A 13,464-nucleotide genomic window follows, 5' to 3' on the forward strand; every position below is an offset into this window, starting at 1 on the left:
GTGTCAGGCGCCGGCGGCCTCGGTGATGGCCTTGCGCTCGGCGGCGCTGCACTCCACGCAGAACTCGTTGCCCTCCGGGTCGGTGAGGGTGACCCAGCCACGGCCGTCGGGCCGCCGCTGGTCGTCGTGCACCTTGGCCCCGAGCGTGAGGAGCCGCTCCACCTCCTCGTCGCGGGTGCGGTCCTGCGGCTGGAGGTCGACGTGCACGCGGTTCTTGACGGTCTTGGTGTCCGGCACCGTCACGAAGAGCAGCGTGATCCCGTCCGCCTGGACCAGCGCCTCCGGGTCACCGGGAAAGTCGTCGTCGGCGATCGAACCGCCGAGCACCTCGGCCCAGAAGGTGCCCTGGCGGTACGCGTCGTGGGAATCGAACGTGAGGTGGCGCACGAGGGAAGTCATGGGCGGCACTATCCGCCGCGGGCGGAGCGGCTGTCCACGGGATATCCGGGGCGGGGGGCCGTCCGTACGGGTGTGTGGGGGTGGGGGGGGGATGGCTTCGGTGGCTGTCGGGCGGGTTCGGTGGCTGTCGGGCGGGGGCAGTGGCTGGTCAGGCGGGTCAGTGGCCGGTGAGCGGTTCAGTGGCCGGTGAGGCGGGGCCAGTGGCCGGTGAGCGGTTCAGTGGCCGGTGAGTGGCTCCAGGCAGCCGGACTCCATGAACCGCCCGTTCGTCTTCACCTCGAAGTCGGACTTCTGCACGAAGCCGGTGACGCACGCGCCGTCCCCCACGGAGAGGCCGATGAGGGCGCCCTCCGGCGTCACGTACCGCTTCTCCTCGTACCGCCCGTACATCTCCCGCACCTCGAGCGTGCCGCCGTGCGGCTTGCCCGCGCCGCTCGTCTCCCGGGTCTCGTACCCGAGCCTGCCGGTGAGCGCGGCGCGCACGCTGTCGGGGTCCCACTCCTTCCGCTCCCAGAGCCCCTTCAGGACGGGCCGGATACGGGCGGCCTCGCGTTCGGCGGCCTCGGCGTCGGCGGCGGACATCTTGCCGGGCCGGCGGTAGGCGTTGTTCTCGCCGTTGTGCGGGGCCCCGTCGACGACTCCGGGCTCCACGTAGGGGGAGGCGCCGGCAGCGGACCCGGAAGCGGAACCGGAAGCGGCCCCGGAAGCGGACCCGGGGGAGGCGCCGGGGGAGGTCGTGGCGGTGGACGGTTTGCTGGGCGGCGGTACGTCGTCGCTGGTGCCGACGGCCGAGCCGGGACGACCCTCCTCGCCGCAGCCGGTGAGGGACATGAGGACAGCGCCGAGGAGAAGGCCGCACGCGGCGGCACGGCGTCTTCGAGAACCGCTCCGCCGGGGATGCCGGTTGCACGTAGAGGTGACCATGCGCACGACTCTGCCACGGAGGGCGGCGCACACGGCGGAGACCGGTTGCCCGACTCCGAAACGATTGCGCGATGTCACCCGAACCACCGCGCCAGGACCCCTGTCCGGCCCCTTGTGGTTCCCTGACCGGTCCCCTGCGGTTCCCTGACCGACTGCCGCTGGGACCTGCACCGCTACGACGCGCCCCCCGGTCACTGCGGGCGCTGCTGCCGGGGTGATCGGGAGTTATCCACAGGGTGCCCCACGGCCGCTGGTTCTGCGGCAGCCTTGGAGCATGGGAGACACGGGGGAATCACGGAAGGCGTACGGACCGGGGGAGCCGCCGTCGCCCCGGGACCTGGCCGTCGGCGGGGTGCTGCTGACCCGCTGGGCGGTGGCGGCGGGGCACCGGCGGACGTCACTGTCCCGGCGGCTGGCCGCCGAGGGCTGGACGCGCATCCCGGGCGGCGGCTGGGCGGAGCCGGGGCGCGCGGTGGACTGGCGGCTCCGGCTGTGGGCCGGTCAGTTGTCCATACCGGGCCTGGTGGCCAGCCACCGCTCGGCGGCGCGGCTCTGGGGCATCGAAGTCCTGACCGAAGCGCTGGAATTCACGGACCCGAGCCGCTGCCGCCGCAAGGCGTCGGCGCGCGTCCACTGGCTTCCGCTCGCGCCCGCCGACACCGCGCTCCGGGACGGCCTCCGGGTCACGACGGTCAGCCGTACGCTGGCCGACCTCCTCCGCGGCGGCCCACGCGAAGAGGCCGTGGTGGCCGTCGACTCGGCCCTGTCCCGCCGGGCCTACGGCGGCCTGCGGCGCGGCCCTCTGATCCCCGGCCGCGAAGCGCTCACCGAAGCCCTGTCGCCGCCCTCGCTCCCCGGTGAGTCGCGCGCACGCCGCTGGCTGGCGCTGGCGGACCCCGCGTCGGGCTCCCCGGCGGAGACGGTGGCCCGCCTCCGGATGCACGACGCCGGTTTGCACCCGTCTTCCCAGGCGGAGTTGCTGACCCCGGCCGGCCGCCGACTACGCCCCGATTTCCTCTTCCGGGAGGAGGGAGTGGCGGTCGAGGTGGAGGGCTACGCGTACCACGGCACCCGCGAGGCCCACCGCCGCGACCTGCACCGCTTCAACGACCTGGGCTCGTGCCCCGAGATCCGCCTGATCGTCCGCGTCACGGCCGAGGAGGTCTTCCACGACCCGGCCCGCTTCGTACGCCGAGTCCGGGAGGCACTGGCGACGGCGGGGCGCGGCGGCTGGCGGGGCCAATTGCAGAAAAGTCCCGCAGGCCGCGTGAGAGCGGGGCGCTGACCTGGGGTTATGTGGGGGAGGGCTGGGACGTTGCTGCAACCGTTAGACCTGGGGGCCACGGGGCCCCAGGGCAGGTGACTTCAGCGTGCGGATCAGGGAGGCGAGGCGGGGGCGGGTGGTGGTCAGGCGGGCCGTGGGGGTTTCGCTTTCGCGGAGGTGGATCGTGGCCGTGTCGGCGGCTATCTCCAGGCAGTTCGGTGCGTCTTCGTCGCTGGAGAACGAGGACTTCTGCCATGCGGTTTCGTGTGTCATGTCGGGGCCTTCACTCGGAGCGCTGTGCTCGGGGTTCCAGGGCGCCGGACTTGAGGGTGCGTATGAGGGCGTTGAGGCGGGTGGGGGTGGTGGTCAGGTGGGCCGTGGGGGTTTCGCTCTCGCGGAGGTGGATCGTGGCTGCCTCGGCGGCCAGTTCGACACAGTCGGAAGAGTCGCCGCCGCCGGAGTACGACGACTTCTGCCATGCGGTTTCCTGTGTCATGTCGGGGCCCTTCACATGCTCTGGCGAATGCGGTCGATGAGGTTCCTCGACTCTAGGACCCCCAACGCCGCCCCCTCCACCTTGTGCATGACCTCGCGGTAGCGGCTGAGTTGCGCCTCCCCGTCAAGGAAGGCGCCACCATGCGGGGTGTCCATCAGGACCGTGTCCAACTGTGGGACCGGCCCGCCGGTGTAGAGGAGCGGATGGCCGAGGGCGGCGAAACCGTCCACGTCGAACGGGACGACGCGAACCGTCACGTGCGGGCGTTCCGCCTGCTCCAGGATGTGCTGCAACTGGCTGCGGGCGACCAGGCTGTCGGCCGCCCTGATCCTCAGGGCAGCCTCGTGGATCACCGCCACGTAGTCGAAGCCTCCTGGCCGGTCGAGGAGTCCCTGGCGGCGCAGGCGGAAGCGCAGGCGTATATCGAGCTGCTCCCGGGACAACCGTGGGACGGTGGAGGTGAAGACCGCGCGCACCTGGTTCTCGGTCTGCAGCAGGGCGGGGACATGGACGGTCTGGAAGGTCCACAGACGGGTGGCGTTCGCTTCGAGCTCGGCGAGGTCGAGGTAACCGGTCGGGACGGCCTCCCGGTAGTCCTCCCACCACCCCCGCACGCGTTCGCCCGCCATGGCTGCCAGGGCGTCGACCAGGGCGGTGTCCTCGCACGCGTACTGGCTGGCGAAGTGGCGTACGCGCTCGGGGCTGACGCCGACCTGGGCCGCCTCGGTGTTGGACAGCTTCGGCGGTGCGATGCCGAGGAGATGGGCGGCCTCGCGTACCGACAGTCCCGCCCGCTCGCGAAGCTTGCGCAGCTCCGTCGCCAGGCGCATGTGCCTGGCCGTGATCACCTTCCGCGCCGGCATGTTCCGCTGCGCTCCCGTCAGTTGAGGACGGCACCAGGTTACGCGATCGGCTTGACCCGGGTTATTGATAACCCTTACGGTCGGTGACGCACCGCACACGGTACGAAACCACCGGTAGTCGGAAGCGCACCGCTCCGTCACGCCCTGGCGGAGGCGGCATTGCCACCGGTCGACGGCTTCGGACTGTTCTTGACCCCCTCCATGAACCATGAACGGGAGTACCGCCATGCCTGAAAGCAGTCATGTCCGGACGGATGAACCCTGGGAGTACACCCTCTACGTCCCGCACGACCTCCGTGCCGTCACGATCGGGCGCCGTACTCTGCGGCTGATCCTCGCCGCGCACGGGCTGCCGCACCTGGGCGAGGCGGCCGAGCTGCTGGCCACGGAGTTGGTGACCAACGCGTTGCGGCACACGAAAGGCCCCGCCGCGCTTCGGCTGCGCTGGGCGGGGCGGGTGCTTCGGATCGGGGTGTGGGACGCCGATCCCACCCCGCCGGAGCCACCGCCGGACGCCGCTGCCTCGTACGCGGAGGAGGGGCGCGGGTTGGACCTGGTGCGGATGTGCTCCGACGGGTGGGGGTGGTACGCCCTCGCCCAGGGTCGGGCGAAGGGTGCCGGTAAGTATGTGTGGTGCGAGTTGGCGGCGGTTTAGCGAGCCGTCCGGTCAGCGCACAGGAGGAGTCGGGGAGTGGCTGTCGCCGAGAGGGCTGGTGGGCGAGTGGCTGTCGCCGAGGGGAGTGGTGGGTGAGTGGCTGTCCCCGAGTGGTGTGGCAGCGGTGTGGCTGCCCTGCGGGGGAGCCGGGGAGTGGCTGTCGGCGGTGGCTGTGAGCGCGGTGGCGCCCACGGCGATGGCTGCCATGGCGAGGGTGGCGAGTATCTTCTGGCTGCGCTTCATGACGGCTCCTCTGGAGGGGTGGGTACGTGACGCCACGTGATCCTAATGGCGGCTCGGCTGAACGTTCGATTCAGGTAACTGCCGGGCGTGTTGCGGAAGTTGGGCCGTGCCCGGACATGCGTCGGCCGCGACGGCTCCCCCTCCGCGCCGTCGCGGCCGATCGATCCCCCGTCGGGATTGAAGTTCTAGGCGTCCTTGGCCGGAGGCGCGGGCTGGTGGCTGTCGCCAAGCACGGTGGCGCCGCTGTCCTTGGCCGGAGGTGCGGGCTGGTGGCTGTCACCGAGCACGGTGGCGCCGCTGTCCTTGGCCGGAGGTGCGGGCTGGTGGCTGTCACCCATGGTCGTGATCTCGGTCTCCGCTGCGTCGCTCATTGTGGTCTCCCGTTGGTTAGCAGGTGCTCTGAGCCGGTGCCCGTTCGGCAACTCCCCCGAGGGCCGCCGAACGGGCAATTTCAGGGCCGCTCACCCTACCTGTGGGGCCCGGTGCGACCCGCCTGCCCCCCGACGCGACGGATCGATGGGTAGAAGAGTGGCAGCACGTCATAAACGTTCGATGAACGCCCCGCAGCGGCTGGTCAGACCGCCGCGACCGGGCGCAGAAGTGCGCGGACCTCGGCTGCTTCCGTGGACGCGAAACTCTCGTGCAGGGCCAGAGCCTCCCGCCAGCACGCCCTGGCGCGATCGGCCTGCCCGAGGTCGTCGAGCGTTCTTCCCAACAGAGTGAGGGCGTTGGCTTTCATCCAGTCACCGCCGATGCACCCGATGCTCAGGGACTGCTCCGCGTGGAGCGCCGCCTGCGCGGATCGACGGGCCGAGAGGTGGACCTGAGCGATGCGGAAATGCGTGGTGCCTTCCCACAGGCGTTGGCGGTTCTCGATGAAGACGTTCAGGGCCTCGGTGAGATGCTCCAAGGCCTCGGCGTAACGGCCCGCGTGCGTCAGGGCGATTCCGAGGGCGTACCGGGCATTGGCCAGCCGGAAGGTGAGGCCGAGGTCGTCGTAGATGGCCATTCCCTGCCGGGCGAGTTCGATCGCCGCGTCCGTCTGTCCCATGGAGTCGAGGCTTCGCGAACGGTTGCACAGAGCACTCGCCTCGCCGGGACGGTTGCTGTCCGCGCGAAAGGCTTCGATCGCCGTGAGCAGGAAGGCCTCACCGTCCGCGTGCCGGTTCAGGCAGTTGGCGGTGATGCCTTGCTCGTTGGGTGCGTTGCCGCCGGTCCAGGGGTCGCCGGACTCGCGGCCGAGCTCCGTGGCCCGCTGTGCTTCCGCGGCCGCCTTCTCGAAGCGTCCGGCGTTGTTCAGCACCTGCGCCAGCGTGACCCGCGCCCGGCCCTCCGCGTGCGCGTCGCCCAGGGCCGCTGCCGCGTCCCGTGCGGCGGATGTGGCCAGTTCGTAGCGGAGCGAGCTCGCTCCCGACTCCGCCAGGTCCTTGGAGGCGAGGAGGAGGTCGACCGCGCGGCGCAGGGTTGCCGGGGCCAGGGACTGCTGGACGCAGGCCAGGATGCAGGCTGCCTCCGAGTGGAGCCAGTCCAGGGCCTTCGTGTCGTCGCTGAAGTCCTGGCCGGGATGGGCCGTGCGCTCCAGGTGGTCGACCGTACGGTCGCCGGGGCGTTCTATGGCGTAGACCCGGGCCGCCGAGGCCAGGTAGAAGTCGAGGAGGCGGGACATGGCCGCGGTGCGTTCGCTCGGGGGCTGTTCGTCGCGTTCGGCGCACGCACGCGCGTAGAGGCGGACGAGGTCGTGGTAGCGGTAGCGGCCGGGGGCGGCGGATTCGATGAGGGAGGTGTCGACCAGGGCCTCCAGGAGGTCCTCCGCGTCCTCGGGCGGGAGGTCGAGGATGGCCGCGGCCGCCGCCAGGGACAGGTCGGGGCCGTCCGCGAGGCCCAGCAGGCGGAAGGCGCGGGCCTGGGCGGGCTCCAGTTGGCCGTAGCCGAGTTCGAAGGTGGCCTTGACGGCGAGGTCGCCGGCCTGGAGCTCGTCGAGGCGGCGGCGTTCGTCCGCCAGCTTCACCGCGAGCGTCGAGACCGTCCAGGTGCGGCGGGCCGCCAGGCGGGAGGCCGCGATGCGGATGGCCAGGGGCAGGAAGCCGCAGGCCGCGACGACATCGAGGGCGGCCTTGCGCTCGGAGGTGACCCGTTCCTCGCCGACGATGCGGGTGAACAGGAGGAGGGCCTCCTCGGGGGACATCACGTCCAGGTCGACGAGGTGCGCGCCCGCCAGGTCGACCATGCGGACGCGGCTCGTCACCAGGGCCGCGCAACCCTCCATGCCGGGCAGGAGGGGGCGCACCTGGGCCGCGTCGCGGGCGTTGTCGAGGAGGACGAGGACCCTTCTGCCGTCGAGGACGGATCTGTACAGGGCCGCCCGCTCCTCCAGGGAGTCGGGGACCGCCGAGTCGGGCGTGCCGAGGGCACGGAGGAAGACGCCGAGGACCGTCTCCGGTTCCGCCGCCCTCGGGCCCGCGCCCTGGAGGTCCACGTACAGCTGGCCGTCGGGGAAGTGGGTGCGGGCCACGTGCGCCACGTGCACGGCGAGGGTCGTCTTGCCGACGCCGCCGATGCCCGCCAGGGCGGAGACCGCCATCACCCGCCCCTCGGCGGAGGAGAGGATGTCGCTCAGCTCGGTGACGAAGGAGGCGCGTCCCGTGAAGTCGGGGACGGTCGCCGGGAGCTGCGCGGGCCGCACCACGGTGGCGGCCGGCTCGGCGGCGGCCGCCGCGGGCTCCGCGAGGGCCGGGTCGGCCTTGAGGATGCGCTGCTGGAGCTCCTTGAGGCCCGGCCTCGGGTCCACGCCCAGCTCGTCGGCGAGCAAGCGGCGCGTGTCCGCGTAGACGGCGAGGGCCTCGGCCTGCCGCCCGCTGCGGTAGAGGGCCAGCATCAGGAGTTCGCGCAGACGCTCGCGCAAAGGGTGCGCCGCCGTCAGGGCGGTGAGTTCCGAGACGGCCTCCGCATGGCAGCCCGATTCCAGGTCCATGTCAAGGCGGGTCTCGATCAGTTGCAGGCGCCATTCGTCCAGGCGGGTGCGCTGGGTGTCGGCGTAGGGCCCGGGCACGCCGGCCAGGGGCTCGCCGTGCCACAGGGCGAGCGCCTTGTTGACCAGCGTCCGCGCCCGGCACAGGTCACCCGCGCTGCGGGCCTTTTCCGCCGCGGCCCAGAGGTCCTCCGCCACGGCGAGGTCGAGGGCGCCGTCCGCGGCCTGGATGGAGTAGCCCCCGGATTCGCTGACGAGAACGCCGGGGGGCAGCACCTTCCGCAGCCGGGAGGCGTACGTACGTACCGCCGCCAGTGCCTGGGAGGGCGGCTCCTCCCCCCAGAGGGCGTCGATCAGCTCCGAGGCCGTGGCCGTGCGGCCGTCCCGCAGCAGGAGGGCCGCGAGGAGGGCCCGCTGCTGCGGAGAACCGGGCGGGAGTTGTTCCTCACCGTGCCATGCGCGCACCGGTCCGAGCACGCTGAAACGTGACGCCTGGGCCTCGGGGTTCCCCTCGGTCCGCTCGGCCCCGGGGTACCCCTCGGTCCGCTCGGCCCCGGGGTTCCCCTCGGTCCGCTCCTCGGGGGCGTCCCCCGAGGCCGGACGCCACTGCTCCGGTACTCGCGGTACATCGACCATCGCTCCCCCTGCTGCCCTGCCGTTCCCAGTCCTGCCGGTCGCGGGCTGCCCGTCCCGCGGTCTTGCCGTTCTCCGGTCACCTCGGCGGTGCCAAGGCGGCGCGCCGGGCGCGCCTCAGCCGTACCTCGGTTTCTTGCACCCGTCAGTTTGCCTTGTTCACGGCTGATGCGTCAGCCGTGGGAGACGGCTCTCACAGGGTCCTCGCACGGAGTTCGCGGCGGGATGCCGATTACGCGCCGGTTCCGGTCATGGTTCCGGTACGGCTCCGGTGCCGGTTCCGGTACTGGTTCCCGTCCGTGGGCGGGGTGGGCGGCGGGTCGTGAACTGGTAGCTGACGGGGTGTCAGATGCGCGCTACCTTGGGCGTATGGAGACCATGGAGAGCCCGGAGACCTTCCCGAAGATCATCTCGGTGGACGACCACACCGTCGAACCGCCGGACGTCTGGCGTGACCGGCTCCCGTCGAAGTACCGGTACAGCAGCCCCCGTATCGTCCGCGCGCCCCTGAAGGAGATGACGTTCCTCGGCGGGAAGTTCGCGCCGGTCATGGGGGAGAAAGGGGACGAAGGGCCCATCGGGGACTGGTGGGTGTACGAGGACCTGCACCGCCCGCTGACCCGGCTCGACACGGCTGTCGGCTACGCCAGGGACGAGATCAAGCTGGAGGTCATCACCTACGAGCAGATGCGGCCGGGGTCGTTCAGCGTGCCCGAACGCCTGGCCGACATGGACGTCAACCACGTCCAGTCCGCGCTCTGCTTCCCCACCTTCCCGCGCTTCTGCGGGCAGACCTTCACCGAGGCCAAGGACCGCGAGCTGGGGCTGCTCGCGGTACGCGCGTACAACGACTGGATGGTCGAGGAGTGGTGCGGCCCCGAGGCGGGGGGCCGCCTCATCCCGCTGACCCTCATCCCCCTGTGGGACCCCGCGCTGGCCGCCGCCGAGGTGCGGCGCAATGCCGCGCGCGGGGTGCGGGCGGTCGCGTTCTCCGAGATACCCCCGCATCTGGGGCTGCCGTCCATCCACACCGACGAGTGGGACCCCTTCCTCGCGGCGTGCGACGAGACGGGGACCGTCATCGCCATGCACATCGGCTCGTCCAGCAGGATGCCGTCGACATCCGCCGACGCGCCGCCGGCCGTGGGCTCCACGATCACCTTCGCCAACTGCTGTTTCTCGATGGTGGACTGGCTGATGAGCGGCAAGTTCGAGCGGTTCCCCGGGCTGCGGATCATGTACGCCGAGGGGCAGATCGGGTGGATCCCCTACATCCTGGAGCGGGCGGACGTGGTGTGGGAGGAGAACCGGGGGTGGGGCGGGGTCGCGGACAAGGTGCACCGGCCGCCGTCGGAGCTGTTCGCCTCGCACGTCTACGGGTGCTTCTTCGACGATGCCTTCGGGCTGCGGAACCTGGATTCCATCGGGGTCGGGAACGTGTTGTACGAGACGGATTATCCGCACTCGGACTCCACGTGGCCCAAGTCCCGGGAGGTGGGGGAGCGCCAGATGGGGCACCTCGCCCCTGACGTGGTCTCCCGCATCGTGCGGGGCAACGCGATCGACCTCCTGGGCCTGTCGCAGGAGGGCCTCTGGCCGGGCGCGTGATCCGCGGTGGGCGGAGGTTTCCCACCCGACCCGCCCCTTGCCTGATGGAACGTCAGATACCACCATGGCCGCCAGTCCGGCCTAGCGGAGGGTGGCGTTGGTCATGGGTGGGTTTCAGGGAGGGCGGCTCGCGTACGGGATGCAGCTGCCCGTGCAGTCGCAGAGTTCCCTCTACGCCGAGTCCTGGGAAGCCGCCGCGGGGCCGGAGGATCTGGCCGAGGTCGCCCGTACCGCGGACCGCACCGGCTTCGCCTACCTCGCGGTATGCGACCACGTGGCGATCCCCCACCGCCTCGCCGGCGCCATGAGCACCGTCTGGTACGACCCCGTGGCCACCCTGTCCTACCTCGCGGGGATCACGCGGCACGTCCGCCTCATGAGCCACGTGGCCATCGTCGGCCTCCGCCACCCCCTGGTCACCGCCAAGCAGTACGCGACCCTCGACCACCTCAGCCGCGGGCGCCTCATCCTCGGCGTCGGCGCGGGCCACGTACGGGAGGAGTTCGAGGCGCTCGGGGTGGACTTCGATCGGCGGGGGCCGGTCCTCGACGAGACGGTCGACGCGCTGAGGGCGGCCCTCGGCCCGGACGAGTACCCCACCCACCACGGCGAGCGCTTCCACTTCGAGGGGCTCGGCCAGCTCCCCCGCCCCGCCCAGCGTCGCGTACCCCTGTGGGTGGGCGGCTCATCGCCCGCAGCCATCCGCAGGGCCGCGACCCGCGGCGACGGCTGGCTGCCCCAGGGCGACCCGAGGGGCGAGCTGCCCGCGCAAATCGAGCGCCTCAGGCGGCTGCGCGCGGAGGCGGGGATCGAGGAGCCGGTCACGGTCGGCGCGATCACCGAGGTGCTGTACGTGGGCGAGGCCGCCTGGCCCGTCGGCCGCCGCACGCTCAGCGGGAAGCCCGACGCCCTCGCCGAGTCCCTGCGCGCCTACCGCGCGATGGGCGTCGACCAGATCCAGGTGCGCTTCCGCAGCCGCGGCCGCACCGAGCTCACCGACCAGATGGCGGCGTTCGCCGCGGACGTGGCCCCGCACCTCGACGACTGACGCCCCGCACCACCCGAGAAGAAGAGGGAGTACGGCATGGGCAAGCTGGACGGCCGCGTGGTCATCGTCACCGGCGGCGCACGCGGGCAGGGCGAACAGGAGGCGCGACTCTTCGCCGCCGAAGGGGCGAGGGTCGTCGTCGCCGACGTGCTCGACGACCAGGGCGAGGCCGTGGCCAAGGAGATCGAGGAGGAGCGGGGGGAGGGGGCGGCCAGGTACGTCCACCTGGACGTCGGGCGGGAGGCCGACTGGCAGGCGGCCGTGGCCACGGCCAAGGACGCCTACGGAAAGGTGGACGGCCTCGTCAACAACGCGGGCATCCTCCGCTTCAACGAGCTGCTCAGCACCCCGCTCGCGGAGTTCCAGGAGATCATCCAGGTCAATCAGATCGGCTGCTTCCTCGGCATCCGTACCGTCGCCCCCGAGATCGGCGCGGCGGGCGGGGGCACCATCGTGAACACCGCCTCCTACACGGCCCTCACGGGCATGGCGTACGTGGGCGCGTACGCCGCCACCAAGCACGCCATCCTCGGGCTCACCCGGGTCGCCGCGCTGGAGCTCGCCGGGCGGAACATCCGCGTCAACGCCGTGTGCCCGGGGGCGGTCGACACCCCCATGACCAACCCGGCGCAGCTCGACCCCACGGCCGATCCGGAGGTGGCGGGGGCGGCGGTCGCGGAGCTGTACAGGAAGCTGGTGCCGCTGGGGCGGGTCGGCGCGCCCGAGGAGGTCGCGGCGCTCGCGCTGTTCCTGACCGGCGACGACTCCGCGTACATCACGGGCCAGCCCTTCGTCATCGACGGCGGCTGGCTGGCGGGGGTCAGCGTCATCTGACCGGCCGTCAGCTATTGACGGTCCGCGGCCTCGGTGGAACAGTCGACGCAGCGTAACTGACGGGTCGTCAGGTCGTCGGACACCGTCGTCGCCACGCTTCCGTACCTGTCAGCTTCTCCAGGACTTCATTCCCCAGGACTTCATTCCCCAGGACTTCATGAGGACGGTGAACATCCCTTGGAATTCGGCCTCTTTGTACAGGGATACGTGCCCGCCGCGCGGGCCCAGGTCGACCCCGAGGCGGAGCACAAGGCGCTGATTGAGGAGACCGAGTACGTCATCCAGGCGGACAAGTCCGGCTTCAAGTACGCCTGGGCGTCCGAGCACCACTTCCTGGAGGAGTACTCGCACCTCTCCGCCAACGACGTCTTCCTCGGATACCTCGCCCACGCCACCGACCGCATCCACCTCGGCTCCGGCATCTTCAACCCGCTCGCGCCCGTCAACCACCCGGTGAAGGTCGCCGAGAAGGTCGCGATGCTGGACCACCTCTCCGAGGGGCGGTTCGAGTTCGGCACGGGGCGCGGTGCCGGTTCGCACGAGATCCTCGGCTTCATGCCGGGCATCACCGACATGAACCACACCAAGGAGATCTGGGAGGAGACGATCGCCGAGTTCCCGAAGATGTGGCTCCAGGACGAGTACGTCGGCTTCCAGGGCAAACACTGGTCCCTGCCGCCGCGCAAGATCCTGCCCAAGCCGTACGGGAAGTCCCACCCGGCGATGTGGTACGCCGCCGGGTCCCCCTCCTCGTACGCGATGGCGGGGAAGAAGGGGCTCGGCGTCCTCGGGTTCAGCGTGCAGAAGGTCTCCGACATGGAGTGGGTCGTCGAGTCGTACAAGACGGCCGTGAAGGAGGCCGAGGCGATCGGCGACTTCGTCAACGACAACGTCATGGTGACGTCCACGGCCATCTGCGCCGAGACGCACGCCAAGGCCGTGGAGATCGCGGTCGGCGGCGGGCTCAACTACCTCCAGTCGCTGCTGTTCCGCTACCACGACACGTTTCCGCGGCCCGAGGGCATTCCCGAGTGGCCCGAGCTGCTCCCCGCGTACAGCGAGGAGATCATCGAGCTGCTCATCGCCGAGGAGCTGATGATCTGCGGTGACCCGGACGAGGTGCTCACGCAGTGCAAGCGGTGGGAGCAGGCCGGGGCCGATCAGCTCAGCTTCGGGCTGCCGATCGGGGTTTCGCCCGAGGACACGAAGAACACGATCCGGCTGATCGGTGAGCACGTGATCCCGAAGATCGACACGGATCCGGTGCACCGGACCACGCGGTTCCGCGGGGGCGTGACCCGCCGGGTCTGAACCGTGCCATTGGTGCTCCCCGGCTTCCTCTCCCGGACGGAAGCCGGGGTCTTTGCCAGACGGGGGCGGGTCCCGGTGCCCGGGGGCTGGTTCCGGTGCCCGGGGCTGCGTCTCCGTCTATCGCCCTGCGGGCTCGTCCTCAAACGCCGGACGGGCTTGATCTTCGCCCTGCGGGCTCGTCCTCAAACGCCGGACGGGCTTGATCTTCGCCCCGCGGG

At 71.2% G+C, this 13,464-nt stretch carries 14 protein-coding genes; 6 read left to right on the forward strand and 8 right to left on the reverse strand.

All coding sequences use genetic code 11. The annotated features are described in order from the left end of the window. Positions 1-3 precede the first annotated feature (3 nt). Complete coding sequence (locus tag ACRAKF_RS22530) at positions 4-399, reverse strand: VOC family protein (protein ID WP_447039114.1); 396 nt, start codon at positions 397-399, stop codon at positions 4-6. A gap of 216 nt (positions 400-615) precedes the next feature. Then, a complete protein-coding gene (locus ACRAKF_RS22535) occupies positions 616-1,230 on the reverse strand; it encodes a hypothetical protein (protein ID WP_447039115.1) in 615 nt (204 codons plus the stop codon). A 367-nt stretch (positions 1,231-1,597) separates the two neighbouring features. Here ACRAKF_RS22535 and ACRAKF_RS22540 point away from each other — a divergent pair, with 367 nt between their 5' ends. Continuing rightward, positions 1,598-2,608, forward strand: a complete 1,011-nt coding sequence (locus ACRAKF_RS22540) for a hypothetical protein (RefSeq protein WP_447039116.1) — start codon at positions 1,598-1,600, stop codon at positions 2,606-2,608. 42 nt (positions 2,609-2,650) lie between these two features. On the opposite strand, the gene ACRAKF_RS22545 is transcribed toward ACRAKF_RS22540, so the two are convergent. Genes ACRAKF_RS22545 through ACRAKF_RS22555 form a run of 3 tightly spaced genes read right to left on the reverse strand, consistent with a single transcriptional unit; the run spans position 2,651 to position 3,946 of the window. Beyond that, positions 2,651-2,860: a DUF397 domain-containing protein gene (locus ACRAKF_RS22545; protein ID WP_447039117.1), complete on the reverse strand. Its 210-nt coding sequence runs from the start codon at positions 2,858-2,860 to the stop codon at positions 2,651-2,653. Between the two features lie 10 nt (positions 2,861-2,870). After that, positions 2,871-3,083 carry a DUF397 domain-containing protein gene (locus ACRAKF_RS22550; RefSeq protein WP_447039119.1) on the reverse strand — a complete coding sequence of 71 codons (213 nt, stop codon included), beginning with the start codon at positions 3,081-3,083 and terminating at the stop codon, positions 2,871-2,873. A gap of 11 nt (positions 3,084-3,094) precedes the next feature. Continuing rightward, on the reverse strand, positions 3,095-3,946 hold the full coding sequence (locus tag ACRAKF_RS22555) for a Scr1 family TA system antitoxin-like transcriptional regulator (protein WP_447039120.1): 852 nt from the start codon (positions 3,944-3,946) through the stop codon (positions 3,095-3,097). 226 nt (positions 3,947-4,172) lie between these two features. Between ACRAKF_RS22555 and ACRAKF_RS22560 the strand changes: the two genes are divergently transcribed. Next, positions 4,173-4,601, forward strand: coding sequence for an ATP-binding protein (locus ACRAKF_RS22560; RefSeq protein ID WP_447039121.1), 429 nt, complete (start codon positions 4,173-4,175; stop codon positions 4,599-4,601). A gap of 12 nt (positions 4,602-4,613) precedes the next feature. Here ACRAKF_RS22560 and ACRAKF_RS22565 read toward each other — a convergent pair whose 3' ends face one another. The 3 genes from ACRAKF_RS22565 to ACRAKF_RS22575 form a co-directional block, all read right to left on the reverse strand. Then, positions 4,614-4,844: a hypothetical protein gene (locus tag ACRAKF_RS22565; RefSeq protein ID WP_447039123.1), complete on the reverse strand. Its 231-nt coding sequence runs from the start codon at positions 4,842-4,844 to the stop codon at positions 4,614-4,616. Positions 4,845-5,029: 185 nt separating this feature from the next. Further along, entirely contained in the window at positions 5,030-5,215 is a 186-nt protein-coding gene (locus tag ACRAKF_RS22570; RefSeq protein ID WP_447039124.1) for a sigma-like protein, read from the reverse strand. A gap of 203 nt (positions 5,216-5,418) precedes the next feature. Continuing rightward, positions 5,419-8,448, reverse strand: coding sequence for a BTAD domain-containing putative transcriptional regulator (locus tag ACRAKF_RS22575; protein WP_447039125.1), 3,030 nt, complete (start codon positions 8,446-8,448; stop codon positions 5,419-5,421). A gap of 375 nt (positions 8,449-8,823) precedes the next feature. Here ACRAKF_RS22575 and ACRAKF_RS22580 point away from each other — a divergent pair, with 375 nt between their 5' ends. The 4 genes from ACRAKF_RS22580 to ACRAKF_RS22595 all read left to right on the forward strand — a co-directional run bounded on the left by ACRAKF_RS22580 (position 8,824) and on the right by ACRAKF_RS22595 (position 13,246). After that, entirely contained in the window at positions 8,824-10,053 is a 1,230-nt protein-coding gene (locus tag ACRAKF_RS22580) for an amidohydrolase family protein (protein ID WP_447042112.1), read from the forward strand. A gap of 103 nt (positions 10,054-10,156) precedes the next feature. After that, entirely contained in the window at positions 10,157-11,101 is a 945-nt protein-coding gene (locus ACRAKF_RS22585) for an LLM class F420-dependent oxidoreductase (RefSeq protein ID WP_447039127.1), read from the forward strand. 36 nt (positions 11,102-11,137) lie between these two features. Further along, the gene (locus ACRAKF_RS22590) at positions 11,138-11,935 is read left to right on the forward strand and encodes an SDR family NAD(P)-dependent oxidoreductase (RefSeq protein WP_447039129.1); all 798 of its coding nucleotides are present in this window, start codon (positions 11,138-11,140) and stop codon (positions 11,933-11,935) included. A 177-nt stretch (positions 11,936-12,112) separates the two neighbouring features. After that, the gene (locus ACRAKF_RS22595; protein ID WP_447039130.1) at positions 12,113-13,246 is read left to right on the forward strand and encodes an LLM class flavin-dependent oxidoreductase; all 1,134 of its coding nucleotides are present in this window, start codon (positions 12,113-12,115) and stop codon (positions 13,244-13,246) included. Positions 13,247-13,464 lie beyond the last annotated feature (218 nt).

The organism is Streptomyces sp. DSM 118878 (assembly GCF_052936595.1).

Coding starts and splice junctions, on each gene's coding strand:
- ACRAKF_RS22590 (WP_447039129.1), top strand. CDS start 11,138: ATGGGCAAGCTGGACGGCCGCGTGGTCATCGTCACCGGCGGCGCACGC.
- ACRAKF_RS22575 (WP_447039125.1), bottom strand. CDS start 8,448: ATGGTCGATGTACCGCGAGTACCGGAGCAGTGGCGTCCGGCCTCGGGG.
- ACRAKF_RS22585 (WP_447039127.1), top strand. CDS start 10,157: ATGGGTGGGTTTCAGGGAGGGCGGCTCGCGTACGGGATGCAGCTGCCC.
- ACRAKF_RS22565 (WP_447039123.1), bottom strand. CDS start 4,844: ATGAAGCGCAGCCAGAAGATACTCGCCACCCTCGCCATGGCAGCCATC.
- ACRAKF_RS22580 (WP_447042112.1), top strand. CDS start 8,824: ATGGAGAGCCCGGAGACCTTCCCGAAGATCATCTCGGTGGACGACCAC.
- ACRAKF_RS22545 (WP_447039117.1), bottom strand. CDS start 2,860: ATGACACACGAAACCGCATGGCAGAAGTCCTCGTTCTCCAGCGACGAA.
- ACRAKF_RS22570 (WP_447039124.1), bottom strand. CDS start 5,215: ATGAGCGACGCAGCGGAGACCGAGATCACGACCATGGGTGACAGCCAC.
- ACRAKF_RS22550 (WP_447039119.1), bottom strand. CDS start 3,083: ATGACACAGGAAACCGCATGGCAGAAGTCGTCGTACTCCGGCGGCGGC.
- ACRAKF_RS22530 (WP_447039114.1), bottom strand. CDS start 399: ATGACTTCCCTCGTGCGCCACCTCACGTTCGATTCCCACGACGCGTAC.
- ACRAKF_RS22535 (WP_447039115.1), bottom strand. CDS start 1,230: ATGTCCCTCACCGGCTGCGGCGAGGAGGGTCGTCCCGGCTCGGCCGTC.
- ACRAKF_RS22560 (WP_447039121.1), top strand. CDS start 4,173: ATGCCTGAAAGCAGTCATGTCCGGACGGATGAACCCTGGGAGTACACC.
- ACRAKF_RS22540 (WP_447039116.1), top strand. CDS start 1,598: ATGGGAGACACGGGGGAATCACGGAAGGCGTACGGACCGGGGGAGCCG.
- ACRAKF_RS22555 (WP_447039120.1), bottom strand. CDS start 3,946: ATGCCGGCGCGGAAGGTGATCACGGCCAGGCACATGCGCCTGGCGACG.